At 59.9% G+C, this 24,961-nt stretch carries 20 protein-coding genes; 7 read left to right on the top strand and 13 right to left on the bottom strand.

Annotation, left to right across the window (positions count from 1 at the left end):
- Window positions 1-191: 191 nt before the first annotated feature.
- From NTD86_RS03740 to glnT, 5 genes are all read right to left on the bottom strand, one after another.
- Complete coding sequence (locus NTD86_RS03740; RefSeq protein ID WP_262200818.1) at window positions 192-1,517, bottom strand: ammonium transporter; 1,326 nt, start codon at window positions 1,515-1,517, stop codon at window positions 192-194.
- Window positions 1,518-1,629: 112 nt separating this feature from the next.
- The gene (locus NTD86_RS03735; RefSeq protein ID WP_262200817.1) at window positions 1,630-2,967 is read right to left on the bottom strand and encodes an FMN-binding glutamate synthase family protein; all 1,338 of its coding nucleotides are present in this window, start codon (window positions 2,965-2,967) and stop codon (window positions 1,630-1,632) included.
- 19 nt (window positions 2,968-2,986) lie between these two features.
- Window positions 2,987-3,670, bottom strand: coding sequence for a protein glxC (locus NTD86_RS03730; protein WP_262200816.1), 684 nt, complete (start codon window positions 3,668-3,670; stop codon window positions 2,987-2,989).
- Between the two features lie 11 nt (window positions 3,671-3,681).
- Complete coding sequence (locus NTD86_RS03725) at window positions 3,682-4,587, bottom strand: class II glutamine amidotransferase (RefSeq protein ID WP_262200815.1); 906 nt, start codon at window positions 4,585-4,587, stop codon at window positions 3,682-3,684.
- A gap of 121 nt (window positions 4,588-4,708) precedes the next feature.
- The gene (gene glnT, locus NTD86_RS03720) at window positions 4,709-6,043 is read right to left on the bottom strand and encodes a type III glutamate--ammonia ligase (RefSeq protein WP_262200814.1); all 1,335 of its coding nucleotides are present in this window, start codon (window positions 6,041-6,043) and stop codon (window positions 4,709-4,711) included.
- 279 nt (window positions 6,044-6,322) lie between these two features.
- On the opposite strand from glnT, the gene NTD86_RS03715 reads away from it, so the two are divergent.
- The 7 genes from NTD86_RS03715 to NTD86_RS03685 all read left to right on the top strand — a co-directional run bounded on the left by NTD86_RS03715 (window position 6,323) and on the right by NTD86_RS03685 (window position 15,481).
- On the top strand, window positions 6,323-6,928 hold the full coding sequence (locus tag NTD86_RS03715) for a helix-turn-helix domain-containing protein (protein WP_262200813.1): 606 nt from the start codon (window positions 6,323-6,325) through the stop codon (window positions 6,926-6,928).
- Window positions 6,929-8,724: 1,796 nt separating this feature from the next.
- The gene (gene purU / locus NTD86_RS03710; protein WP_262200812.1) at window positions 8,725-9,591 is read left to right on the top strand and encodes a formyltetrahydrofolate deformylase; all 867 of its coding nucleotides are present in this window, start codon (window positions 8,725-8,727) and stop codon (window positions 9,589-9,591) included.
- Window positions 9,588-10,493: a bifunctional methylenetetrahydrofolate dehydrogenase/methenyltetrahydrofolate cyclohydrolase FolD gene (gene folD / locus NTD86_RS03705; RefSeq protein ID WP_262200811.1), complete on the top strand. Its 906-nt coding sequence runs from the start codon at window positions 9,588-9,590 to the stop codon at window positions 10,491-10,493. Before purU ends, folD begins: the two co-directional genes overlap by 4 nt.
- Entirely contained in the window at window positions 10,475-11,716 is a 1,242-nt protein-coding gene (locus tag NTD86_RS03700; protein ID WP_262200810.1) for an FAD-dependent oxidoreductase, read from the top strand. Before folD ends, NTD86_RS03700 begins: the two co-directional genes overlap by 19 nt.
- A gap of 13 nt (window positions 11,717-11,729) precedes the next feature.
- Window positions 11,730-12,032 (top strand): sarcosine oxidase subunit delta, encoded by a 303-nt coding sequence (locus tag NTD86_RS03695; RefSeq protein ID WP_262200809.1) that lies wholly within the window; start codon window positions 11,730-11,732, stop codon window positions 12,030-12,032.
- Window positions 12,029-14,926, top strand: coding sequence for a 2Fe-2S iron-sulfur cluster-binding protein (locus NTD86_RS03690; RefSeq protein ID WP_262200807.1), 2,898 nt, complete (start codon window positions 12,029-12,031; stop codon window positions 14,924-14,926). The genes NTD86_RS03695 and NTD86_RS03690 overlap by 4 nt, the downstream gene beginning before the upstream one ends.
- Window positions 14,927-14,929: 3 nt before the next feature.
- The gene (locus tag NTD86_RS03685) at window positions 14,930-15,481 is read left to right on the top strand and encodes a sarcosine oxidase subunit gamma (protein ID WP_262200806.1); all 552 of its coding nucleotides are present in this window, start codon (window positions 14,930-14,932) and stop codon (window positions 15,479-15,481) included.
- A 95-nt stretch (window positions 15,482-15,576) separates the two neighbouring features.
- On the opposite strand, the gene NTD86_RS03680 is transcribed toward NTD86_RS03685, so the two are convergent.
- From NTD86_RS03680 to NTD86_RS03645, 8 genes are all read right to left on the bottom strand, one after another.
- Window positions 15,577-17,178, bottom strand: a complete 1,602-nt coding sequence (locus NTD86_RS03680; RefSeq protein ID WP_262200805.1) for a GMC family oxidoreductase — start codon at window positions 17,176-17,178, stop codon at window positions 15,577-15,579.
- Window positions 17,165-17,995 (bottom strand): shikimate dehydrogenase family protein, encoded by an 831-nt coding sequence (locus NTD86_RS03675; protein ID WP_262200804.1) that lies wholly within the window; start codon window positions 17,993-17,995, stop codon window positions 17,165-17,167. The genes NTD86_RS03680 and NTD86_RS03675 overlap by 14 nt, the downstream gene beginning before the upstream one ends.
- A gap of 273 nt (window positions 17,996-18,268) precedes the next feature.
- Window positions 18,269-18,997, bottom strand: a complete 729-nt coding sequence (locus NTD86_RS03670; protein WP_262200803.1) for a GntR family transcriptional regulator — start codon at window positions 18,995-18,997, stop codon at window positions 18,269-18,271.
- Entirely contained in the window at window positions 18,987-19,586 is a 600-nt protein-coding gene (gene pnuC, locus NTD86_RS03665) for a nicotinamide riboside transporter PnuC (RefSeq protein ID WP_262200802.1), read from the bottom strand. Before pnuC ends, NTD86_RS03670 begins: the two co-directional genes overlap by 11 nt.
- Window positions 19,587-19,634: 48 nt before the next feature.
- The gene (locus NTD86_RS03660) at window positions 19,635-21,857 is read right to left on the bottom strand and encodes a TonB-dependent siderophore receptor (protein WP_262200801.1); all 2,223 of its coding nucleotides are present in this window, start codon (window positions 21,855-21,857) and stop codon (window positions 19,635-19,637) included.
- A 110-nt stretch (window positions 21,858-21,967) separates the two neighbouring features.
- Window positions 21,968-22,846, bottom strand: a complete 879-nt coding sequence (locus tag NTD86_RS03655; protein WP_262200800.1) for a sulfurtransferase — start codon at window positions 22,844-22,846, stop codon at window positions 21,968-21,970.
- Entirely contained in the window at window positions 22,843-24,009 is a 1,167-nt protein-coding gene (locus tag NTD86_RS03650; protein ID WP_262200799.1) for a phosphotransferase enzyme family protein, read from the bottom strand. Before NTD86_RS03650 ends, NTD86_RS03655 begins: the two co-directional genes overlap by 4 nt.
- A complete protein-coding gene (locus tag NTD86_RS03645) occupies window positions 24,009-24,926 on the bottom strand; it encodes an ABC transporter substrate-binding protein (RefSeq protein WP_262200798.1) in 918 nt (305 codons plus the stop codon). The genes NTD86_RS03650 and NTD86_RS03645 overlap by 1 nt, the downstream gene beginning before the upstream one ends.
- Window positions 24,927-24,961: the final 35 nt, after the last annotated feature.

The raw sequence follows: 24,961 nt of genomic DNA, 5'->3' as shown, positions 1-24,961 counted from the left end.
TCTATTGGATTTATACACCGATCCAATAAAAACGCCTCACGCCAGATCACAGTCTTCAGCAGCAACTACAGGTTCTTGGAAAACAAACCACCGATATCCATCACAAAAAAACAGCCCTCCTTGGAGGGCTGTTTATCACCTGAATCACCGCGCAGCTCTCACCAAACCTCTGTAGCAGCGCGTTATTAACTTCACTGGTTATAAGCTCGCTCGTTATGCTCAGCCAGGTCCAGCCCCAGTTCTTCCACGGCTTCATCGGCACGTAAGCCCATCACCCTATCGATGATTTTAAGAATCACCCAACTGACCGCAAAGCAATACACCGTGGTCAGCAGCACGCCCTTAATCTGCGCCAGGACTTGCGGGCCCATGCTCACGTCTTCCACCAGACCGCCCAACGACGGTACACAGAACACTCCGGTCAGTACCGCACCAATCATGCCGCCAATGCCATGCAGGCCGAACACGTCCAGGCTGTCGTCATAGCCGATCCGACGCTTGAGCACGGTGACGCTCAGGTAGCAGAACACGCCACACAACAATCCAATGGCCAACGCACCACCAACGCCAACAAAAGCACACGCCGGGGTGATGCCTACCAGTCCGGCCAACGCGCCACAGGCCAGGCCTTGAGCACTCGGTTTGCCAACCTTCAACCATTCGGTGAACATCCAGCCAAGGATGCCCGCACAGGCGCCCAATTGCGTGTTGAGCATGACCATTCCGGACAAACCGTTGAGTTCGCCGCCCGAGCCGATATTGAAGCCAAACCAGCCAACCCACAGCATCGCCGCGCCAGCCATGGTTAGGCTCAGGTTATGCGCTGGCATCGGGGTGTTCTGGTAGCCCTTGCGCTTGCCCAGAATCAGGCAGGCGGCCAAGGCGGCAACGCCAGCATTGATGTGCACGGCGGTGCCACCAGCAAAGTCCAGCACGCCCCAGTTATGCATCAATGCACCCGGCCCGCCCCAGACCATATGCGCCACCGGGGCATACACTACGGTGAACCACGCGGCCATGAAGACCAATGCCGCCGAGAACTTCATGCGCTCGGCAAAGGCACCGGCGATCAACGCCGGGGTGATGATGGCGAAGGTCATCTGGAAGGTCACGTACACCCCTTCCGGAATGTCGCCAACCAGGCTGTCAGCGTTAATGCCTTTCAAAAAGGCTTGCCCAAGGCCGCCAACAAAACTGTTGAAGGTCACCTGTCCCTCCACCATGCCCGTGGTGTCCACCACCATGCTGTAGCCATAAATCACCCATAGAACGCCCACTACCCCAGCGATCCCGAAACACTGGGTGAACAGTGAAAGCATGTTCTTGGCGCGTACCAGACCGCCGTAAAACAGCGCCAGGCCGGGCAAGCACATGAACAACACCAGAACTGCAGCCGTGACCATCCAGGCGGTGCTGCCGGTATTCAAGACAGGCGCGTCGGCGGCGTGCGCCAGCGGTGCCAACAGCATGCCAGTGCACACCATCAGTAGTGATTTGCCGAGAGGGCGATTGACCATGTTCAAAGCTCCTGCAAAAGAACGTTCGAAATTGTAGGAGCGAGCTTGTCTCGCGATCTTTTAAAAGATCAAAAAAACGCGAGACAAGCTCGCTCCTACGGGTTGGGGTCTATCAGTAGCCGGAGCCCGGTACCCAACTAGTGCCAGCCAGCGGCACGCGGGCCATGGCGGCTGATTCAACGGTCAGGGCGACCAGGTCTTCAGGGTCAAGGTTGTGCAAATGCGATTTGCCGCACGCACGGGCCATGGTCTGCGCCTCCAGCACCATCACCCGCAGGTAGTTGGCCAAGCGACGACCGCCCTCAACCGGGTCCAGACGCTGGGATAACTCTGGGTCCTGGGTGGTGATCCCGGCCGGGTCGCGGCCGTTCTGCCAATCGTCGTAATAACCCGCTGCCGAACCGATTTTTTTCAGTTCTGCGTCCAGCCGCGGATGGTTGTCACCCAGCGCAATCAAGGCGGCCGTGCCGATGGCCACGGCATCTGCACCCAGCGCCATGGCCTTGGCCACGTCGGCGCCGTTACGAATCCCGCCCGAAACAATCAACTGCACTTTGCGGTGCATGCCCATCTCTTGCAGCGCCTGAACGGCTTGCGGGATGGCTGACAAAATCGGGATGCCGACGTGCTCGATAAACACTTCCTGAGTGGCCGCCGTACCGCCTTGCATACCGTCAAGCACGATCACGTCAGCCCCGGCCTTGACCGCCAGTTTGACGTCGTAGTACGGACGGCTCGCACCGATTTTCACGTAGATGGGTTTTTCCCAATCGGTGATTTCCCGCAGTTCGGCAATTTTGATCGCCAGGTCATCCGGGCCCGTCCAGTCCGGGTGACGGCAAGCACTGCGCTGGTCAACGCCAATCGGCAAGGTGCGCATGCCGGCCACCCGCTCGGTCACTTTCATCCCCAGCAGCATGCCGCCACCGCCCGGTTTGGCGCCCTGCCCGAGGACGATTTCAATCGCGTCGGCCTTGCGCAAATCGTCCGGGTTCATGCCGTAGCGTGACGGCAAGTACTGGTACACCAGGTGCTGCGACTGACCGCGCTCTTCGGGCGTCATGCCGCCGTCACCGGTGGTGGTGCTGGTCCCGGCGATGGTCGCGCCACGGCCCAAGGCCTCCTTGGCATTGGCCGACAAGGCACCGAAGCTCATACCGGCGATGGTCACCGGGATTTTCAAGTGAATCGGCTTTTTCGCAAAGCGGTTACCGAGGATCACATCAGTGCCGCACTTCTCGCGGTAGCCTTCAAGCGGGTAGCGCGAGACGCTGGCGCCAAGCAGCAGCAAGTCATCAAAATGCGGCAGTTTGCGCTTGGTGCCACCGCCGCGAATGTCGTAGATACCGGTTTCGGCTGCGCGCTGGATTTCCTGAATTGTCAGGCGGTCGAAGGTGGCCGATTCGCGCAGTACCGGCGTGGTTGGCGTAGGGTTATTGGAATCGCTCATGGGGTTCTCCTCGCGCGGATCAGTACGCCGACGCGTTATCGACTTTGAAGTTGTACAACTGACGGGCCGAGCCATAACGCTTGAACTCAGCGGCGTTGTGCGCAAAACCGGCGAGGTCCAGCAATGTCTGAAGTTCTTGCAGGTGCTCGTCGCGCATTTCCTTTTCAACGCAATCGGAACCGAGCGATTCGACGCTGCCGCGCACATAGATATGGGTTTCGTACAACGAGTCGCCCAGCGCATCACCGGCATCGCCACACACCACCAGACGCCCGGCCTGGCCCATGAAGCAGCTCATGTGGCCAATGCTGCCGCCGACCACAATGTCGATGCCTTTCATGGAGATCCCGCACCGCGCGCCGGCATCGCCTTCAATCACCAGCAGGCCGCCATGGGCAGTGGCTCCGGCCGCCTGCGAGGCGCTGCCTTTGACCCGCACCACGCCCGACATCATGTTTTCGGCGCAGCCCACGCCCACGTTGCCATGCACCGTTATCGTCGCCTGCTGGTTCATGCCCGCGCAGTAGTAACCGGCGTGGCCTTCGATATCGATGGAAACGGGCTGATTCACCCCCACCGCGAGGTTGTGTTTGCCGTTGGAGTGAGTCACTCGCCACTCGGTGTCGCTAGCATTGTGTGCCTGGTCGTGCAGTGCCTGGTTGAGTTCGCGCACGCTGGCGGTAGAAAGATCGATAGTTCTCATGTGTGCGCTCCTTAAGCTGACTCGCGTTCCCAGACGTACAAGGTGGCCGGTGCCGGCTCCCAGATCCGGGCGTTTTCAATGCCCGGCAGGCTCGACAAAGCCTGATATTCGGAAGCCATGGCGACGTAATCTTCGGTTTCGGCCAAAATTGCCGGTTTGCAGGCAATCGGGTCACGGATCACTGCAAAACCGTTACGGGTACCGATGGCGAAGGTGTAGAAACCGTCCAGGTCTTCCAGCGCGTGGTCCAGTGCCTCTTTGAGCGAATCGCCCTGCTGCAGGCGCCAGGTCAGGTAACCGGCCGCGACTTCGGTGTCATTTTCAGTTTCGAAATGAATGCCTTCGCGCTTGAGTTCCTGGCGCAGACGGAAGTGGTTGGACAACGAGCCGTTGTGCACCAGGCACAGGTCGGCGCCGGTGGAAAACGGGTGGCTACCTTCCATGGTCACCGCACTTTCAGTGGCCATGCGCGTGTGGCCGATGATGTGGCTGCCCTGCATGCCAGCCAGGCCGAAGCGCCGTGAAATGTCTTCGGGCAAGCCCATGCCTTTAAGAATTTCGATGCTCTGCCCGGCACTCATGATGCGAACGGTCGGCGCCAGCTCAGCCAGTGCCGCACGTACCGAGGCCTCATCGGCGCTGACCTTAAGCACTGCGGCGCTGGCGTTTTGAAACCAGTTCAACGAGCAACCCAAACGGCCTTCCAGCGCGTTCATCAGGCTGTTCCAGTTAAAACTTTCGGTGGTTGCCTGCAACGTTAATTTGACCCAGCCTGCCGCCACTTCATCGCCATAGATGGCAAAGCCGGCACTGTCCGGGCCGCGATCAGTCATGGCCTGCAACATGGGTTCAAACAGCGTGCCGAGCTGGGCTTCCAACTGCGGTTTTTTTAAATACAGACCTACGATTCCACACATAAGAGCAGTCCTCACTTTGTTCGGGCGCGGCAAGCTTCAAGCTGCAAGCTCAAAGCAGCCGCGTAGATAGGTACACCTTCAAACTGCTCTGACTTGCAGCTTGAAGCTTGCAACGAGCAGCTCAGAAAAATTCTGTGTAGCGCTGGATTTCCCAGTCGGAGACGTGGCGGCTGTACTCAACCCATTCCATGCGCTTGAGCTTGATGAACTCGCCAACGATTTGCGGGCCGAGCACCTCGGCGAACAGCGGGTCGGCTTGCAGTGCGTCACAGGCTTCCTTGAGCGATTGCGGCAAAGTCTTGATGCCCCGCGCGGCTATTTCTTCGAGGCCCAGGTTGTAGAGGTTTTCGTTGCAGACGTAGTCGATTTCCAGTTGGCGGTCGATACCGTCCAACCCGGCGGCGATGATGGCGGCACTCACCAGGTACGGATTGCAGCCGGCATCCGGCAGGCGGAACTCCAGGCGCCCGTACGGCACGCGGACCATGGCCGAACGGTTGTTGGCGCCGAAGGCGATAAAGGCCGGGGCCCAAGTGGCGCCGGACAATGACTGCCCCACCACCAGGCGCTTGTAAGAGTTGACGGTTGGCGCGGCAAAGGCACACAAGGCCGGGCCATGGGCGAGCAAACCGGCAGCAAAGTGATAGGCCATTTTCGACAAGCCCATGCCGCTGGGGTCGCTGGCGTCATGGAACAGGTTTTTATTTTCGGCGCTGCTGATCGACAGGTGAAAGTGCATGCCGTTGCCCGCCCGCTTCGGGTCTGGCTTGGGCATGAATGAGCAGATCATGCCCAGGTCATTGGCGATCTCACCGGCCGCCATGCGGAAAAATGTAAAACGATCTGCCGAGGTCAGCGCATCGCTGTAGGTGTAATTGATCTCGAACTGACCATTGGCGTCTTCGTGGTCGATTTGATAGACCTCGAAGTCCACCGCTTGCAACGCTTCAGTCAGCCGCTCCAGAAACACCCGGGAGCGCGACAGGCCTTTGTAGTCGTAGCACGGCTTGTCGAGGTTATCGCTGGGGTCGACCAGTTGCAGCACACCGTGCTCATCGCGACGCATGAGGTTGAACTCCGGCTCTAGGCCGGTATTGAGGGTCCAACCCTTCTGCGCCAGGCGTTGCACCTGTTGCTGCAACACATAACGGCTGTCGTAAGGGTGCGGCTTGCCGTCAACATGCCCCACGCACACCACTCGCCCGTAACCTGGCTGCCAGGGCACCGGGGTCAGGGTCGACAAATCGCCACGAGCCATAAAATCTGCCCCGTGGGGTTCCATGCCCATGCCGCAAATGGCAAAGCCTGCGAAACCCGCGCCCTCCTCGGCGACGGTCTTGAGGCCACAAATCGGCACCGACTTGGTTTTTGCCGCACCGTGAATATCGACAAACTGCGCAAGCACGTACTTGATCCCGTGCTTATCGATGATGCGCTGGGTTTCTGCTGGCAACATTGCTCGTCACTCCTGGCGAAAGGCAAAACAGTGTGGGTTGGCCTTAACCGTCTTTTTTATTCCTAAAAAGAAAGTAAGTTTCCCAATAGGAATGCAAAGCCCTTGCCAGAGTTGTCAGCACTGCGTCAAAACGCCCGCAACTGCGTTTTTGTGCTGTATATATGGGAAAATTCTTTTCCCAGTGGGAATACGGGCAATGATCCGTTAGCCTGTAGCCCGTCTTTTTGCACTTTCTCAGTGCGAAACTAATATTACTGAACGGAAAGTGTGCAGGATTAAATGACGATGCCAACCGAACCCGCCCCGCGGCTCAAGCTTGAGCAGTACCTGGGCATGCAGATTAAGCGCCAACGTCAGGCTCAGGATTTGAAGTTGTCCGACGTGGCCAAAATTGCCGACATCAGCCAAGGCATGTTGAGCAAAATTGAAAATGCCCAGGTCTCGACCAGCCTCGACACCTTGAGCCGCCTGTGCGACGTGCTCGGTTTGCCGATGTCCAAGCTGTTTAGCGAATACGACCAGCAAGACGGTAGCGCGCTGCTGGTCAAGGCCGACCAGGGCATGGAAGTGGTGCGCCGGGGTACCGAGAAAGGCCACACCTACCACTTGCTCAACCACACCCGCGGCCCCAAAAAGAGTTTTGAGGCATATATGGTGAGCATGGACGACGCCAGCGAAGAGTTCCCGACCTTCGCCCATCCAGGCACCGAGTTTCTGCACTTGCTGGAAGGCGAATTGATTTACCGCCACGGCAACCAGCTGTATCGCATGCAGGCGGGAGACAGCCTCACCTTCGAAGGCGACATCCCCCACGGTCCGGAACAACTGGTGCAAGTCCCGATTCGTTTGCTGTCGATCATGAACTACGGTACGGATAAAGAATAAGCCTGCTTTCGCTCACCCATATCAACGCCTCTCTGGAGGGCTTACGCATCACGTGCAGGAACTGGCGATGCACGAAAGCTGCGAGCTTTTTAGAGATCAAAAGATCGCCGCCTCCGACAGCTCCGACAGCTCCGACAGCTCCGACAGCAGATTGAACGGCTTGTGATCTGGCTTGTGATCTTGATGTTAGAGGCCCCATTAAACCCTGCTGGCCGAGCGCAGGTTTTGCGTAGTGGGTAACCCGGCAGGACGCCGGGTTAGCCGCGACACGGCCAGGGATGGCCGATCGCGGCGGGCCCACGGAGCAAGGCCTGTGGTGAGGGCATGCCGAGCCAAAGCGAGGCACCGAGGGGTTGGGGCAAGGCCTTTTTGGTTCCTTTTGGGGCTGTTTGCCAAAAGGGACTCGCTGTAAAAGCGAAACCATTCGATCAGTTGAACGGTTATGACGGATATGTACTTGGTGTCTCTGTTCACTACAAACCTGTAGCCACTACCGAAGGCTGCGATCTGGTGCAAAGCGCTTTTAGTGGGTCGGTGTACATATCCATTGGATGTATAACGCCGATCTACGGGTTTCGCCCTTACGGCGAGGCACTTTTGTCAAACAGCCACAAAAGTACCCAAAAAGGCCTCGCCCACGCGTACGGCCTTCGCTGCGCTCAGGTTCCCTCGCTCCGGTCCCGCTCCGTGGGCACGCCGCCACGGGCCATCCATGGCCCATCGCGGCTCTCCCGGCATCCATGCCGGGACACCCACTACGCAGAACCTCCACTCGGCCTCCCGAAGGGGCGGATAGATCAAAAGCCAAAGCAACAGCAACAGCAACAGCAACAACGGCAACGACCAAATCAAAAGATCGCAGCCTACGGCAGCTTGGTAGCAGCTCGTGTGGTTTTTGATCTAGCTTGTGATCTTGATGTTAAAGGCCCCGTTAAACCCTGCTGGCCGAGCGCAGGTTTTGCGTAGTGGGTAACCCGGCAGGACGCCGGGTTAGCCGCGACACGGCCATGGATGGCCGATCGCGGCGGGCCCACGGAGCAAGGTCTGTGGCGAGGGCATGCCGAGCCACAGCGAGGCACCGAGGGGTTGGGGCAAGGCCTTTTTGGTTCCTTTTGGGGCTGTTTGCCAAAAGGGACTCGCTGTAAAAGCGAAACCATTCGCTCAGTTGAACGGTTATGACGGATATGTACTTGGTGTCTCTGTTTACTACGAACCTGTAGCCACTACCGAAGGCTGCGATCTGGTGCTAAGCGCTTTTAGTGGGTCGGTGTACATATCCATTGAATGCGCAACGGCGATCTACGGGTTTCGCCCTTACGGCGAGGCACTTTTGTCAAACAGCCACAAAAGTACCCAAAAAGGCCTCGCCCACGCGTACGGCCTTCGCTGCGCTCAGGTTCCCTCGCTCCGGTCCCGCTCCGTGGGCACGCCGCCACGGGCCATCCATGGCCCATCGCGGCTCTCCCGGCATCCATGCCGGGACACCCACTGCGCAGAACCTCCACTCGGCCTCCCGAAGGGGCGTACAGATCAAAAACCAAAGCAACAGCAACAACCAAATCAAAAGATCGCAGCCTGCAGCCAGCTCCTACAGTCCCCTATCCGTCTTCACCAACATTCCTGTCAGTTAAAAAACTTTCTCAAACCTCTGGACGTAGCGCAGGCATTCCCCTATAAAGCCTCCATTCATGAATATTTTATTCCTGAAGAGAAAATACGTTCCAACTCGAGAACGCCTGTACCGATGTCTTTTGTCGCCCTGCGATGAGCTGCCGCAACCTTCCCGAGGATGTGTCATGCAACACGAAAAAAACCACTTCATCATTAAGGTCACGTGTCCGGCGGTGTCTGGCATCGTCGCTGCCGTGACCACTTTTCTGGCGGACAACGGTTGCTACATCGGGGAGATGGCGCAATTCGACGACGAGTTCAGCGGCCGCTTTTTCATGCGCGCCGTGTTTCGTTTTAACGACGATCAGGCCGGCGACATTCAGCACATCAAAGACGGTTTCAGTGACGTCGCCAACGCTTTCGACATGACCTGGGAACTGCACGACACTCGCCAGCCGATGCGTGTGTTGCTGATGGTGAGCAAATATGACCATTGCCTGGCCGACTTGCTGTACCGCCATCACAAGGGCGAGGTCGACATGACCATCACCGCCATTGTGTCCAACCACCTCGACCTGCGCCCCATGGCGGAGCGCGAAGGCATTCGCTTCATCTACCTGCCCGTGAGCAAAGACACCAAGGCGCAGCAAGAAGCCGAGTTGATGAAAATTGTCGACGACACCGGCACCGAACTGGTGGTGTTGGCGCGTTACATGCAGATCCTCTCTGACGATCTATGCACCCAACTGTCCGGTCGGGCGATCAATATCCACCATTCGTTCCTGCCCGGGTTCAAAGGCGCCAAGCCGTACCACCAAGCCTGGCAGCGTGGGGTAAAGCTGATCGGTGCCACTGCGCATTACGTGACCAGCGATCTGGACGAGGGCCCGATCATTGAGCAGGAAGTACAACGCGTCGACCACGCTCACTTGCCCGATGATCTGGTGGCAATTGGGCGCGATACCGAAACCGTGGCCCTGTCCAGGGCGGTCAAGTACCACCTGGAACACCGCGTATTTCTCAATCAGGACAGAACGGTGATTTTCCGGTGAACACGCCCCTTTTGATTGACGGCAAAGCCGCCGCCAGCAGTGTGCTGCAGCAAGTACGTGAAGACGTCACCAGCCTCTACAAGCAGGGCATTCATCCCGCGCTGGCAGTCATTTTGGTGGGCAGTGACCCGGCCAGCCAGGTGTATGTGCGCAACAAGATCCTGCGGGCCGAAGAAGTCGGCATTCGCTCGCTGGAACACCGACTGCCAAGCGACACCGATACCGACCAGTTGCTCCAGTTGATCGCCAGCCTGAATGCCGATGACAGCGTCCATGGCGTGTTGTTGCAACTGCCGCTGCCGGCCCATATCGACGAATTACGCGCCCTGCAAGCCATCAGCCCGGACAAGGATGTCGACGGTTTTCACAGTGAAAACGTCGGTGGCTTGAGCCAGGGCCGTGCGGTACTGGCGCCCTGCACACCCAGCGGCTGCCTGTATTTGCTCAAGCAGGCCTGCGGCGATTTGCGTGGCAAGCACGCGGTGGTCATCGGGCGCTCGAACATCGTCGGCAAACCCATGGCCGCGCTGTTGCTGCAAGCTGATTGCACAGTGACTGTCCTCCATTCGCGTAGCAAGGACCCACAGGCGCTGTGCCGCCAGGCCGATATAGTGATCGCCGCCGTAGGCCGCCCGCGAATGATCGATGCCCGCTGGCTCAAGCCCGGCGCCGTCGTGATTGATGTGGGGATCAACCGCATCGATGACGACGGCCGCAGCCGACTGGTCGGTGATGTTGACTTCGACAGCGCCCTGCCCCACGTCGCCGCCATCACGCCTGTTCCGGGCGGTGTAGGCCCGATGACCATTGCGTTTCTGATGAAAAACACCGTAACCGCCGCCCATAACCAATCTCAGGCGCAACGCAGCCTGTCGGAGGCCGTATGCCCTTCAATCTCTTGAAATACGGGCTGAGTTCGGAGTACCCGGTGGAGGTCGACTTGCCACCGCCCAAGGAACTCAAGCCGCGCTATGACGTAGTGATCATCGGCGGCGGCGGCCACGGTCTGGCAACCGCTTACTACCTGTCCAGGTACCACGGCATCAGCAATATCGCCGTGTTGGAAAAGTCCTATCTGGGGGGCGGCAATACCGCGCGTAACACCGCCGTTATCCGCTCCAATTACCTGACCAGCGAAGGTGTGAAGTTTTACGCCGAGTCGGTGCGGATGTTCCAGTCGCTGTCCAACGAATTCGATTTCAACATCATGTATTCAGAGCGTGGCCAACTGACCCTGGCTCACACTGATGCCACCGTGCGTTCGTTTCGCCAGCGGGCCGAGGTCAACAAGCACTTTGGCGGACGCAGCGAGATGATTGACCGCCAGCAGATCCGCGAACTGGTGCCCACGCTCAACCTGGACCCGGGCCACTTGCCGGTGCTTGCCGGGCTCTGGCACATCGACGGCGCCACTGCCCGGCACGACGCCGTGGCCTGGGGTTATGCCAAGCAGGCGGCCAAGCGCGGGGTGGAGATTCACCAATTGACCGAGGTTCAAGACCTGGTGATTGAGAATGGTGCGATCACCGCCGTCAAAACCAATCGCGGGACGATCCAATGCGGTTGTGCTGTGCAGGCGATTGCCGGGCACAGCTCGCTGCTGATGGCCAAGGCCGGGATTCGCTCGCCGATTCAGACCTTCCCGTTGCAAGCCATGGTCACGCAACCTTTCAAGCCGTTTCTCGATCCGCTGGTGAGTTCGTCTGCACTGCACTGCTACGTGCAGCAAACCAGCCGTGGCGAAGTGGTATTTGGCGGCGGCTCCGACCCCTACCCGCTGTTCAACACCCGTTCGACCCTGGATTTAAAAGAAAGCCTACTGGCCCACGCCATTGAGATGTTTCCGTTTTTGGCCAACGCCAAACTGATGCGCCAATGGGCCGGGAGCACCGACATGACCCCCGATTACAGCCCCATCATGGGCTTGTCGCCGGTGAAAAATTACTACCTCGACGCCGGTTGGGGCACGTGGGGCTTCAAGGCAACGCCGATCTGCGGCAAGACCATGGCCGAACTGGTTGCCAGTGGCGGCAAGGTGCCCGAACTGATCAAGCCGTTCGCCCTAGAGCGTTTTTCGACCTTCCAGCAAGTCAACGAAATGGGCGCCACGGCGGCCAGCCACTGACCCGGAGCACGCAATGAAAATCATGATGTGCCCGCTCAACGGGCCGCGCAATATCAGTGAGTTCACCTACGGCGGCGAGTTCAAAGTCATGCCGGACCCAACTAACTGCAGCGATGCCGAATGGGCCGACTACGTATTCAACAGCGAAAACCTCGCCGGGGTGGTGCGTGAATGGTGGATGCACACGCCGTCCAGCTACTGGTTTATCGCCGAGCGCCACACCGTCAGCGATGAGGTGCTGCGCACCTTCGACCCCAAAGAGCTGTTTACCCGCCGTGTCGAGTTCAGCGCCGCCGCCAAGGAGATTGCAGGATGAGCCGCCTCCCCGCCCCGATGGGCCTGTTGATCGACCGTCACCAGCCACTGGACTTTACGTTCGAGGGCGAGCGTTACCAGGGCCTGCAAGGTGACAGCATTGCCAGTGCGCTGCTGGCCAACGGCCGTTTTCTGCTCTCCCGTTCGTTCAAATACCATCGCCCGCGTGGCCCGCTGACCATGGCCGGGCAAGACGCCAACAGCCTGGTGCAACTGCCTAAAGAGCCTAACGTGCTGGCCGATGCCTACCCGTTGACCTCGGGCTTGCAGGTCAGCGCGCAAAACGTCAACGGCACACTGGACAACGACCGCGATGCTTACTTGGGCAAGTTCTCGAAGTTCATGCCGGTGGGTTTTTATTACCGTTCGTTCTACAAGCCCAAAGGGATGTGGAAAATCTGGGAGCCGCTGATTCGTAAAAAAGCCGGGTTGGGTGTCCTCGACCTGAGCTTCAAACCCGAGTACTACGACAAGGCGTATCTGTTTACCGATGTGGCGGTGATCGGCGCCGGACCAGCGGGTTTGCAAGCGGCACTGACAGCCGCCAATGCCGGGGCCAAGGTGCTGCTGATCGAGCAGCAAGCGGTACTCGGTGGCTCGCTGACCTATGCCCGCTTCGACATCGAGGGCATTCAAGCCAATGCCGTGCGCCATTCGTTACTGGCGCAAGTGGTGCAGCACGCCAATATTAAAGTGCTGACCGAGGCGACCTGCAATGCCTGGTTCACCGACAACTACCTGCCGGTGATTCAGGGCAAGCGCCTGTACAAAGTGCGCGCCAGCCAATGCCTGGTGTGCAGCGGTTCTTTCGATCAGCCGGTGATTTTTCGCAATAACGACCTGCCCGGTGTGATGCTGACCAGCGCCGCGCAGCGCCTGATGAAACTGTATGCGGTCCGGCCCGGTAAACGTGCCGTGGTGCTGACCGGCAATGACGACGGTTATCTGGCCGCACTCGACTTGTATGATCAGGGCGTTGAAGTGGCTGCACTGGTCGATCTACGGTCTGCGCCGGGTGATTTGGCCCTGGGTGAAGCCTTGTCGAAACGCAAGATCCCGTGCCTGAACAACAGCACCGTGTACGAAGCCCTGCACGAAAAAGGCATGCGCCATGTAACCGGAGTCGAGGTGCGCACCATCCTTGCCCAAGGCCGCGTGGCCGACAGCGGCAAACGCCTGGACTGCGATCTGTTGTGCATGTCGGCAGGCTATATGCCGGTCTATCAACTGCTGTGCCAGGCGGGCGGCAAACTGGCCTATGACGACCAGCGCGCCGAGTTCACCCTCAGCGGGCTGCCGCAGAGTCTACTCATTGCGGGTTCGGTGAGCGGCCGGCATCAACTGGACAACGTACTGACTGACGGCGCCAATGCCGGTGCTGCGGCTGCACACGCACTCGGGCTGGTCGCAGACGTTGAACCCAAACCGTTACGCACCGAGAAAACGGTCAACTTCAGCTGGCCGATTTTCCCGCACCCCAAGGGTAAAGACTTCGTCGACTTTGACGAAGACCTGCAAGTGGCCGACATCGTCAACGCCACGCGCATCGGCTACCGCGACGTGCAACTGGTCAAACGCTACTCGACCGTGGGCATGGGCCCGTCCCAAGGCCGCCATTCAGCACTGCCCACCGCACGCCTGGTGGCGTGGGCGACGCAACGCAACATTAGCGAAACCGGGGTCACCACAGCACGCCCACCGTTTGTGGCAGAAAAACTGGCCCATGTGGCCGGTCGCGCCTTCGATCCTTACCGGCAAACACCCATGCACATCCGCCATGTGCAGGCTGGCGCGAAAATGATGCCGGCCGGGGTCTGGCAACGCCCGGCCTACTACGGCGCGGCCAAAGACCGCGAAGCCTGCATGCAGGCCGAAGCCCTACACGTGCGCAATAAGGTCGGAATTATTGATGTGTCGACCCTGGGCGGCCTCGATGTGCGCGGCCCGGATGCGGCAGAGCTTTTGAACCGCCTGTACACCTTTGCCTTCCTCAAGCAGCCCGTGGGCCGTTCGCGCTATGCGTTGATGACCAACGAACACGGGGTGGTGATCGATGATGGCGTGTGCGCGCGCTTTGCCGAGCAGCACTTTTACGTGACCGCCACCACCAGCGGCGTAGACCGCATCTACCAGCAGATGCTGAAGTGGAACGCGCAATGGCGCCTGGACGTCGACATCACCAACGTTACCGCTGCCATTTGCGCGGTCAACGTGGCCGGGCCTGATTCTCGCAAGGTTCTCGAGACAGTGTGTTCAGACCTGGATTTAAGTGCCAGCGCCTTCCCGTATCTGGGCGTGCGCCAGGGTACGGTAGCCGGGATTGCGGCGCGCTTGCTGCGGGTCGGTTTTGTGGGCGAGCTAGGCTATGAAATCCACGTTCCAGCCCGTCACGGGCTGGCGCTCTGGGATGCCTTGATCAGCGCCGGCAAAGCATTCGATATTCGCCCATTTGGTGTCGAAACCCAGCGTTTGCTGCGCCTTGAGAAAGGCCACGTGATCATCAGCCAGGACACCGACGGCATGACCCACCCGGCAGAAATCGACATGGGCTGGGCAGTGAGTCGCAACAAACCCTTCTTCGTGGGGCGGCGCTCCGTAGACATCCTCGAAGCCCAGCCACTGAAACGTAAATTAGTCGGTTTCTGCCTGCCCAAAGGCAGCCTGCAACCCCTTGAAGGGCATCTGGTACTCAACGGCCCGGACATCAGCGGCAGCGTCACCTCATGCGAGTACTCCGCCAGCCTGGGCAAGATTATCGGCCTGGCCTACGCGGGCATCGACCAGAGCACGCCGGGGCAATGCATCCCGATCCGTGTTGAAGATGGCGTGACCGTTCAGGCCGAGGTTGTCGCTCTGCCCTTCTTTGACCCTGAAAACCAGCGCCAGGAGCTTTGACCTATGACCAGCCTGAGACAACAGCCAGCGCCCTCGATTGGCTGTGCCCTGAGCGACTTGACCGACCTGCCCCGGGTCGGCTTTCGTGGTGCCGACAGCGCCGACTACTTGCGCGGGCGCGGCTTCGAACTGCCGGCCAGCCCCAACCGCGCCGTTACCCAGCCTGACGGCAGCCTGGTGGCACGACTGTCACAGACCGAATACCTGCTGATCGCCGGCAACCTTCAAGACGAGCGCATCGCCGACGAGGAAGCGCGCTGGGAGATGGACCATCAAGCCAACTACCTGCTGCCGCGCCAGGACAGCCATGACTGCTTGCAGCTCAGTGGCGAGCACGTGAGTGCGATCATGGCCAAGCTCTGCGGCGTCGACTTCAGCGCCGAGGCCTTCGGCTTCGGTGCTGTGGCGCAAACCTCGGCGGCACGCATCAACGTCATCGTCATAAACTCGGGCAGTGAGCAGCAGCCGGCTTTGCACATCCTGTTTGACCGAGCGTCTAAAGCCTATTTCCACGAAGCGCTGGTGGATGCGATGCAGGAGTTTACTGGGGGGTAAAAGCGTCTGTAGGAGCTGCCAAAGGCTGCGATCTTTTGATCAAGAACGTCAAAAGATCGCGACGCAAGCTCGCTCCAGCGTTGTATGACGCTTTTTCAATGCAGCGACGCCGCTTCCAGAATCAAGTCTGCACCGCGCTCTGCCACGGCCATGACCGCCCCCTGGATGTTGCCGGAGACCATCGACGGAATCACCGAGGCGTCGACCACACGCAAGCCCGTCAAGCCGCGTACCCGCAGTGAGGAGTCAACCACAGCATCGGCGTCTTCGCCCATGCGGCAGGTGGCGATCGGGTGATAGATGGTCTGGCCATTGGTTTGCGCAAACTCAAGCCACTGCTCATCCGTTTGCACGTCGATCCCGGGGCCGGTTTCATGCTCCACATAAGCCTGCATGGCAGGCCGCTGCATGATCCGACGCGCGATTTTCATGCCTTCAATCAGACTGACCCGGTCTTCTTCGACACTTAAAAAGTTGGGCCGAATGGAGGGCATCACGTCGGGGTCCGCTGACTGGATGTGGATGCTGCCTTTGGAGGTCGGTCGCAACTGGCTGACACCGATGGTCATGCCTGGGTGCTTGTCGAGAATCCGTTCGGCCGCATTGGCATAGCTGGCATGCACCACAAAAAACTGCACGTCCGGAGTCGGCAGAGCGTCTCGGGTTTTAACGAAGCCATGCACCAGGCCCGTCCCCAGGGTGAGGATCCCGGTGCGTTGGGTGAAGTATTCAAACACTGACTTGCCCAGGCGCCAGCCACGGGCCAACTGGTTGAGCGTCACGGCGTTTTTGAGCTTCCAGTTCATGCGGGTCGCAAAATGGTCGATGTAGTTTTCACCGACGCCGTCCAGCCGATGCCTGACGGCGATGCCGACCTTTTCCAGCACCTGCGGGCGGCCAATCCCGGATAACTCGAGGATCTGGGGCGACTGGATCGCGCCCGCACACAAGATCACGTCCTGGATCGCATTGACGGTGATTTCCTTGCCGTGCTTGCGGTAGGTAATGCCCGTGCAGCGGTTACCCTTGAGTTCCAGGCGCAAGACCTGCGCATGGGTTTCAATGGTCAGGTTAGGCCGGCGACGGGCGGGGTTCAGGTAACCATCCACCACGCTCCAGCGCCGCCCCTGATGTTGAAAAACCTGGTAGTAGCCAAAACCGGTCTGCGGCTCATCGTTGTTGTAGTCGCTGTTGGACGGCTGCCCGTCCTGCTTGGCCGCGCGCAAGAACACCGTTGAAATGGGATAACGCTCCGACACCTGGTGAAGGTGCATCGGCCCGTCATGTCCGCGACGGTGATCGCCCAACGGATAGTTTTCGATCTTCTTGAAATACGGTTTGAGGGTGTTGAAGTTCCAGCCTTTGGCGCCGCCGGCCTCCCAGGCGTCGTAATCACCGGGCTGACCGCGCACGTAGATCATGCCGTTGATCAGGGTCGAGCCGCCGAGGCCCTTGCCACGCGGCACGGCGATTTCGCGGCCACGGGTGTTGTCTTCGGCCTGGGTCTTGAAACGCCAGTTGTAACGCTTGTTGACCAGCAACTTGCTGAAGCCTGCCGGGATCGGGATCCAGAAGCCCTTGGGTTCGCCCCCCGCTTCCAGCACTAACACCCGGTACTTGCCTGAAGCGGTCAAACGGTTGGCGAGAATGCAACCTGCGGTGCCGCCGCCGACAATAATGTAATCAAACGCGCTCATGACTCGACTCATTTTTATTAGAAGCCATCGCCGCCGCCATCAATTCAATCTGGCTGAGCAGCATGGGCAGTCCTTCGTGGATCCGGCAGCCGACTTTCTGTGCGGCGGCCAATAACGGCGTGATAGCCGGTTGCATGATGATCTCGGCGACCACTTGATCGGCCGACAGGCGCGTGACATCACAGGGCAACGGGTCGCCTTCTCTGAGGCCAAGGGAGGTGCCGTTGACCACCAGGTCGTAGCCCGAAGGGTCAGACGTGCCGATCGACACCTGAAGATCGGGGAACGCCCTGGCGAGCCGTTCAACCAGTGACGTGGCTTTGTCGCGACTGCGGTTGGCGATGGTCAACCAGCCGATTCCGGAGGCCGCCAGGGCAAACGCGATAGCATTGGCCGCGCCACCGGCACCGGCCAGGTACACCGCCCGCCCCTTGAGTTCAATACCCGCGTGGCGCAGCCCGGTGACGAAGCCTTCACCATCCAGAATCTCACCGTGCAACGTACCGTCGCTGGAGCGGGTCACCACATTTACCGCACCGACCAGGCGCGCCGTCTCGGAGATGCTGTCGCACAGTTCTGCAATGGCGGTCTTGTGCGGCACCGTGACGATGAAACCATCCAGGCTCTGAATACCGCGCAAGCCGGTGACTACTCGCTCAAGGTCCGCGGGGGCGACATGAAACGGCACCAGTACCCGGTTCAGCCCTAACGATGAAAACAGACGGTTCATCGCTTGCGGGGTCTGCACATGGTGAATCGGGTCGGCAATGATTGCGTACACCCGTGTCGTGCCGCTGATTTGAGTAATGTCAGTCATAGTTCCAGGCCAAGGTGTCGGCGGTGTCTACGCCGGTAGGTAGGTGCAGGCATCACAGCCCTGCTCTCGCGTCCCGTATGCGCAGCCGCATGCCGTGGCCGTGAAGGATGCATCAGGCTTCAGCGGTTAATCGCGAGGAGAGTCCGGTCAATCGTTGTGTATGAAGGTGATGGCAAAAACATACTCTTATGCCCAGGCACCGTCTATGAATTGGCTGTGACGAGGATTCACACCCGCTGTGCCGTTGCAGCACAGCGAGCGGTAAGCGGGGTGTTAGCCCGGATAACGGGTTTCCATGACGACCGACAACGCATCCGGTCGCCAGAACTCCTGATCGAACTCTACCGGCTGCCCGGCTTCACCAAAATTCAGGCGCTCGAGGTACAAACTGCTGGAGCCCACGGTGAGTTGCAAAAGTTCGGCCTGGTGTTCGTCAACAGTGCCCGTGTGCATGGCCAGTTCGCAACGCGATTGGACCCGGCCAAAACGCTCCTTCAATACGCTGGTCAGTGAGGTGTTCAGATCGACGTCCAGCAGGCCCGGACACCAACTGGCGAGCAGCGCGTTGAACTCCAGCAACACCGGGCGCCGGTCTACCCAGCGTCGGCGCTGCAAGTAAAACACCGGCTCATCCGCCGATGCCAAGCCCATCCGCCGTGCCAGCCAACTGCCCGCCGGACGCAGTTCAGCGTGCAGGCATTCAGTTAATGGCGTACGCCCTTGGGCGGCAACGTATTCCATAAAGCCGGTGATGCGGGTCGGGTCGTAACGGATACGCTGGGGGCTGACGAACCAGCCCCGACGGTTCTCCCGGTACACCACCCCTTCGGCCTCGAGTTGCTGCAGCGCTTGGCGCAACGTCACGCGGGTACAGCCAAAACGCTCGGCCATCTCACGCTCAGATGGAAACTTGTGATCGGCCCGGGGCGTCCCGCTGGCGACGTCAGCGGCAATTTCGTCACGAATGCGCAGGTAATGAGGAGACACGGGATCAAATGGCATTGGCACATCCATGGGTTGCGCTTTGCGCTTCCTGGCTCAGCAGGTCACGCTTCCAGCTACGGTAACCATAGAATGCCAGCAGCACAAACCCGGCGTACAAGGCTGCCGTCAGTTGCAGATCTTTGCTCAGGTACATGCCCACGTAGATGGCATCCAGCGCGATCCACAGCGCCCAACTGGCCACGTATTTGCGCGCGGCCCAGACGCTGGCAACCAGGCTGAACGCAGTCAATGAAGCGTCCAGCCAAGGCACTGCGGCATCGGTGAAGCTGGACATCAGGCCACCCAGCAGCACGGTGCCAATGACACCGGCAACCGCGCCCACTGCGGCATCGCGCAATGGCAGTCGCGCCACGTGCACTTTGCCGTTATCCAACCCGCCCTTGCTCCAGCGCCACCAGCCGTAACCTTGCAAAAAGGCAAAGATGATTTGCAGCAGCGTGTCGGAATAGAGCTTGGCGTCGTAAAAAATCCACGCATACAGCAACACGGCGACGACACTCACCGGCCAGCACCAGCGGATGCGCTGGGTGGTCAGCCAGACCCCGAGGACATTGATCAGCACGGCGACGATTTCCAGATTTGACATTCTTGCGCCCTCAATAAAGTGGTGCAGCACGTTGGGGTGCTGCCCGAATCAGAAGTTCACAGTGGCGGACAATCGCGCGGTTCGGGGCGCGCCCTGGAATACGTAGTCGTCCCCCATGTAGGCGCCAACGTCACGCCAGTAGCGTTTGTCGAACAAGTTGTCGACGGTCAGGCGAAATACCGTGTCGTAGCCTTCGATCGTGGTGCTGTAGCGGCTACCGACATCGAACACCGAGTAACCGGCGGCTTTGACACTGCCCTGCTGATTGGCATATTTGCTGGCGCTGTATTGCCCGCCGCCAAGCAACGCAAGCCCCGGAACCCCTGGAATGCTGTAGTCAGCGTGCAAGCTGGCGCGCAGGTTCGGGACGTTGATGGCTTGATGTCCGTCATAGGCTTGTGTACCGCTGTCAGTGACTCGGGCGCGGATGGCGGCAACGCTGGCTGCGATTTGCAGCTGGGTGTTCACGTGGCCAGTGGCCGATAACTCAATGCCGGTGTTTTTCTGCTTGCCCTGCTGCACGAAGGTGAAAGTGCCGTCACCGTTGGGCTTGTTGTACTGGTAGTCCTGAGTAATCTGGAACAGCGCGGCCGTCAGGCTCAGGTTTTGCCAGTCATGCTTGACCCCCAGTTCGATTTGCCGCGAGGTGGTCGGCGCGAGGATTTCGCTGGCATTGGTACTGAACCATGCCGCCTGGCCGCCCAATGACAAGCCCTTGCTGTAGCTGAGGTACACCGAGGTATCCAGACGTGGCTTGTAGATCAACGCCGCTTGCGGCAAGAACTCAGAACGTTGGGTGTGGCGAGTCGTGTTGCCGTCGCTGTCATAGGTTTTTTCGTCGAGACGGATCTGCCGCCCGCCCAGTACGGTTTGCCACTGCTCGTTGAAGCTGATTCGGTCGGTAGCAAACAGCCCATATTGACGACTGTCGAGGTGACGGTAGCTATGACCTGGCGTGCCGTCATAGGGATCCAGCGGTTGCGGGGTGGTGCCGATGGTGCCGGAACCGATCATTTGGTTGAACTCCGGGCGACTGTCCAACACGCGACGGAATGCGCTGCTGCCAATGGTCAATTCATGCTTGAGCGGGCCGGTGTCAAACAGGCCGTTGAGGGCCATTTGCGCTTCATCATTGCGCCGCGTGTCATCGGGGTTGCGGTAGTCATAAATGTCGTAATTGCCTTCCGGGCTGAAGGTGTTCGGCACGGCGGCCCCGGCGCAACTGGCCGAGCCATAGCAGCCCCAGGCAAAGGTGCTGTAGTCATCAATCACTACCCGGCTGCGCGAGGCGCTGAAACTGGCTTTCCAGTCATCGTTGAAACGGTATTCGTACAGACCGTCCATGTTCAGCGAGTTGATGGTGACCGGTTTCGACCAGCTTTGATAAGCCAGCAAGTCACGCGGGTTCACGTGATGCGGCAGCTCAGTGCCGCCCAGCAACTGGTAGCCCGGCACCGAACGCTGTTGACGGCGCTGGTACTCGGCGTTCAGTTGCAGGGTGCTGTTGGGGTTGATGTTCCAGTCCAGCGCCAGCGAGGCGAAGTCTCGCTTGCCGTCGGCATGATCGACATAGGAATGGATGTCTTCATGGGCAAGGTTGGTGCGGATGCCCACCTGCTGGTCGCTGCCGAACCAGCCACCCAGGTCGGTGGCCAGGTAGTTGCCGCCATTGTCGGTGGTCGAAGCCGTCACCGAGCGCACATTCTCCGGGCGCTTGGTCACGTAGTTGACCAGCCCGCCCGGCTCGGACACACCGCTTTGCAAGCCGGCCAGCCCCTTGAGCACCTCGACCTGCTGTTTGTTTTCCAGGCCGACGTTCTGTTCGCCGGTGATGGTACGGCCGTTGATCTTGTAGCTGCTGGCCGAGTTCAGGGAGAAGCCGCGCACTTCAAAGTTTTCGTAATAACCAATCGGCGCGTAGCTTTCACCCACCGAGGCGTCATTGCGCAGCACTTCACTGAGCAGGCGTGCTTGCTGGTCCTTGATTTGCTGATCGGTGATCACGCTGATTGCCGCCGGCGTGTCGAGCAGTGGGGCCGAGTCAAAGCCACCGACCGAAGCGGAGGTGGCCTGGTAGCCGGTGTCGTGCTCGCCGACCACCGTCACCGCATCCAATTGCACACTACCGGTTGAAGCTGTTGAGGTGTCTGCCCATGCGCCGGCTGGCAGCAAGGTCGAACCCACGCCGCACGCCATCAACATGCCGACTCTCAGCAGATTTGGGGAAAACCGAGGGACGGGCAACTCGGCTGTTCGATACAACATGACCATGAAAGCTCCTTATCGGGCACTACCGCAGCCAACGCTGTTTGCCGGGCACGGGGCCGCAAACACGCCTGGGCTGCAAGCCCCGGTACTACTGGATTGAGTGCCCGAAGGCGTCAGGCCGGAGCTGCTCCGGTGGTCAATGGCAAGCGAGAATCAGCGGCCCATTCCTGAAGGGAGCCATCATAAAGCAAGACGTTGGCGCGACCGACTAATGTAAGCGCCAGCGCCTGGGCGGCGGCAGAAATACCGCCTCCGCAATACACAGCCACAGGCGCGGTGGTTTGCAGCAGCGGTTCCAGTACGGTGCGCAAGGCCTGGGGTTGCAGGTAGCGGCCGTGCTCGTCAAACAGACCGCGGGCCGGGATATTCAAACTACCGGGGATATGCCCGCGGCGCGCATAGCGGGTGACGGCGCTGCCCTCGAACAAACCGGCAGACAAGGCGCAGACCAGGGTCGCGGAGCGCTCCCCGGCGAGGATGGCCTCAACACCTGCACGGTCGATCCAGAATCCCTGTTCATAGGCTGGCTGCCAGTGACTGGCCTGTGGCGCAACGTCACCACCCTGCTGCGGCAAACCTGCGTGCTGCCAGGCCTTGAAACCGCCATCCAGCACTTCGGCCTGCAACCCGACGCTGCGCAGCATCCACCACAGACGCGCGGCCCAGAACCCGTCATTGCGGTCGTAAATCACCACGCGCCGCTGCGGGCTGATGCCCAGTTCAGCGAAACCTCTGGCCAATTGTTCAATACCCGGCAAGGCAAAACTGAACGACGCCTGCTGATCGGCCAGGGCGCCATACAAGTCGGCATGCACCGCGCCGGGTATGTGCGCTTGCAGCCAGCCATCGCGGCCGCTACGCACCTGATAATCCCCGTCAAATCGTGGCGCGGGCAGCTCAACGGTGGCATCGATAATCAACAGGTTCAGATCGCTCAACACCGCGTACAAGGCCTGCGGGCTGATCAATGGGCTGCTCGTGGTATCGCTCATGGCTGCTTACCCTCTTCGACGCGAACGGCCAAATCGTGCAGATGAGCCAACAGGCGTTGACCTTCTACGCCGTTAAACCAGCGCGTATGGCCGATCAGGTACGCCTCGTAAGCCACCGTTGCATTAGCCTCGGAACCGACGATGCCCTGGTAATAGGCGACTTCTGACAACGCAAAATCGGTGTGCACTAGCGGCAGCAAGGCGGCCAGGGTCAACAGGTCCTGTGCCGATAGCGGTCGCACGCTGTGGTAGCCCTGGATAATGGCGTCCACCGATTCAAGCGAGGCGGCAGCACTGCCGCCGATGTCCAGTTCGAGCCAGGGAATGCTGTTGCGCTCCACGGCGGTCGCTAGATCAAAGAGCGCAAAGGTCTGATCGGCCAGACCGAAGTCCAGCACGCTGCTGACCTGACTGTCGGACTGAGCGGTGTTCCAGAGCAAATTGGACGCATGCCAGTCGTTGTGGGTCCACAACGGCTGTTGCGCCGCGAGCAGCGGATACAACTGCCGGTGATAAGGCAGATGCAGGGTTTGCAGATCGTGACGCCAATCGCGCTGGCTCAGGTAAGCCGCCAGCGCCGGATCGCTCGCGCAGGCTGCTTCAATGGCGGCAATGGGATCAGCCTGGCTGAACAGGCGAATGTTGGCCAACAGCACCGGCGCTTGACGTGGCGGCGCGGTAAAACCGCTGGCCGCATTGTGCAAGCGAGCCAGGCTCTGCCCCGCGGCCCAGGCATGTTGATACGCCTGAAACGGCGTCCACGACAGCGCTTCACGGTAGAGGTCTTGCCCGGCAGCGATCTGATGCACCTCATAGGTCCACTCACCGAGGGCAATCGCCGTGTCGCCCTCGATGCTGGTCAGCACCTCGGCCACCGGCGCGCCGTTGCCACGCAAGTGCGCCATAAAGCGGTGTTCTTCACGCAGCCACTCAGGCTCGCGCACCGAGCGGTGATGACGTTTGACGAACAGCGGCTGCTGGCTGGTGGTGATCAGGCAGGCCGCAGAGAAAGGACGCGGGCTGTGCCAGTTGACTTCACGCAAGCTGCCAACGTCGCCGTAATGACTGAGCAATTGCTCAATCGCCGCGTCGGAAATCGCTGGCCAGTCGGCTTGTACCGGCTCCAGTCCCAGACCATGAGCACTGCTGCGCGCTTCTGCCATCAGACCGACTCCGGCAAGTACGCATTGGTGGTCGCGCCACGCCAGGCATCCGCGTCGTTCAGCACCTGATGCTCATGCAGCCACTGGGCATAGGGTTGCAGCAGGCTTTCACGCTGCTCGCCCCAACGGCCTTGGTGCAGCCAGGTCGGTGCGATCTGCTGCAAGGACTGCGCGAGCAACTCACTTGGAAAGTACGGCGTTGCGTGCTCATACGCCTGCAAGGCGCTTAGCGGATCGTGTGCGGCGGCCAAGTAACCGCGTGCGGTGACGGCCAGGAAGGTGCGGACCCGTTCCGGGTCAGCCGCCAGCGTGTCTTCGTGGGCACCCAACAGGTAGCTGTGGTAGGCCGGGGCACCGATGTCATCCACCGGCCAAACCACGCGACGCTCGTCGGCGATGGGACTGGCTATCAACGCTTCCCAGGCCCAGTAGCCACCAAAGCTGGCATCGGCGGCACCGGCTGCCAATTCCTCAGGGCGCAGTTCGCGTACACCGCTGTCGACAATGATGAGCGCATCCGGATCGCCGCCATCGGCTGCCACCAGGTGCCGGACCATGGCCAGCCCACGCGGTGTCGGGTTCATCGCCAGACGACGCCCGGCCAGATCGCGGGGCCGGGTAATACCGGAGTCGGTAAGGGTTTGAATTGATTCAAGGCCGCAATGGTTGATCGCCGCAATACCACGCAATGGCTGGCCCAGGGCGCGACGTACCAACAAGCGGTTGCTGGGGAACAGACCAAACTGCACGGCTTTACCGAGCAAATGATCAAGCGTGTCGCCCCGCCAGGGATCGTGCACCACCAACTCGACATCCAGACCGGCGTCGCTGTACCAGCCTCGTTCACGGGCCAGATAAAGCCCTGCCGAATTCGGCCAGGGGTGGAAATATTCGAGCATTACTCGTACGCCAATCATTACCGCGCTCCTGCCCTGCCACCATCACTGTGGAG

The sequence above is a fragment of the Pseudomonas sp. 7P_10.2_Bac1 genome, from assembly GCF_025465935.1.
Classification (GTDB): domain Bacteria; phylum Pseudomonadota; class Gammaproteobacteria; order Pseudomonadales; family Pseudomonadaceae; genus Aquipseudomonas.
Note: the sequence above shows the minus strand (reverse complement) of the source record. Positions and strands in the feature narration are given on the sequence as shown.

Excerpts from the sequence above, each read along its gene's own strand:
- NTD86_RS03690 (WP_262200807.1), top strand. The coding sequence starts at position 12,029 with ATGAGCCGCCTCCCCGCCCCGATGGGCCTGTTGATCGACCGTCACCAG.
- NTD86_RS03645 (WP_262200798.1), bottom strand. The coding sequence starts at position 24,926 with ATGATTGGCGTACGAGTAATGCTCGAATATTTCCACCCCTGGCCGAAT.
- NTD86_RS03655 (WP_262200800.1), bottom strand. The coding sequence starts at position 22,846 with ATGAGCGATACCACGAGCAGCCCATTGATCAGCCCGCAGGCCTTGTAC.
- NTD86_RS03700 (WP_262200810.1), top strand. The coding sequence starts at position 10,475 with ATGCCCTTCAATCTCTTGAAATACGGGCTGAGTTCGGAGTACCCGGTG.
- NTD86_RS03660 (WP_262200801.1), bottom strand. The coding sequence starts at position 21,857 with ATGGTCATGTTGTATCGAACAGCCGAGTTGCCCGTCCCTCGGTTTTCC.
- NTD86_RS03675 (WP_262200804.1), bottom strand. The coding sequence starts at position 17,995 with ATGACTGACATTACTCAAATCAGCGGCACGACACGGGTGTACGCAATC.
- NTD86_RS03695 (WP_262200809.1), top strand. The coding sequence starts at position 11,730 with ATGAAAATCATGATGTGCCCGCTCAACGGGCCGCGCAATATCAGTGAG.
- NTD86_RS03725 (WP_262200815.1), bottom strand. The coding sequence starts at position 4,587 with ATGTGTGGAATCGTAGGTCTGTATTTAAAAAAACCGCAGTTGGAAGCC.
- NTD86_RS03680 (WP_262200805.1), bottom strand. The coding sequence starts at position 17,178 with ATGAGCGCGTTTGATTACATTATTGTCGGCGGCGGCACCGCAGGTTGC.
- NTD86_RS03735 (WP_262200817.1), bottom strand. The coding sequence starts at position 2,967 with ATGAGCGATTCCAATAACCCTACGCCAACCACGCCGGTACTGCGCGAA.
- NTD86_RS03715 (WP_262200813.1), top strand. The coding sequence starts at position 6,323 with ATGACGATGCCAACCGAACCCGCCCCGCGGCTCAAGCTTGAGCAGTAC.
- pnuC (WP_262200802.1), bottom strand. The coding sequence starts at position 19,586 with ATGTCAAATCTGGAAATCGTCGCCGTGCTGATCAATGTCCTCGGGGTC.
- glnT (WP_262200814.1), bottom strand. The coding sequence starts at position 6,043 with ATGTTGCCAGCAGAAACCCAGCGCATCATCGATAAGCACGGGATCAAG.
- purU (WP_262200812.1), top strand. The coding sequence starts at position 8,725 with ATGCAACACGAAAAAAACCACTTCATCATTAAGGTCACGTGTCCGGCG.
- NTD86_RS03685 (WP_262200806.1), top strand. The coding sequence starts at position 14,930 with ATGACCAGCCTGAGACAACAGCCAGCGCCCTCGATTGGCTGTGCCCTG.
- NTD86_RS03740 (WP_262200818.1), bottom strand. The coding sequence starts at position 1,517 with ATGGTCAATCGCCCTCTCGGCAAATCACTACTGATGGTGTGCACTGGC.
- NTD86_RS03670 (WP_262200803.1), bottom strand. The coding sequence starts at position 18,997 with ATGCCATTTGATCCCGTGTCTCCTCATTACCTGCGCATTCGTGACGAA.
- NTD86_RS03730 (WP_262200816.1), bottom strand. The coding sequence starts at position 3,670 with ATGAGAACTATCGATCTTTCTACCGCCAGCGTGCGCGAACTCAACCAG.
- NTD86_RS03650 (WP_262200799.1), bottom strand. The coding sequence starts at position 24,009 with ATGGCAGAAGCGCGCAGCAGTGCTCATGGTCTGGGACTGGAGCCGGTA.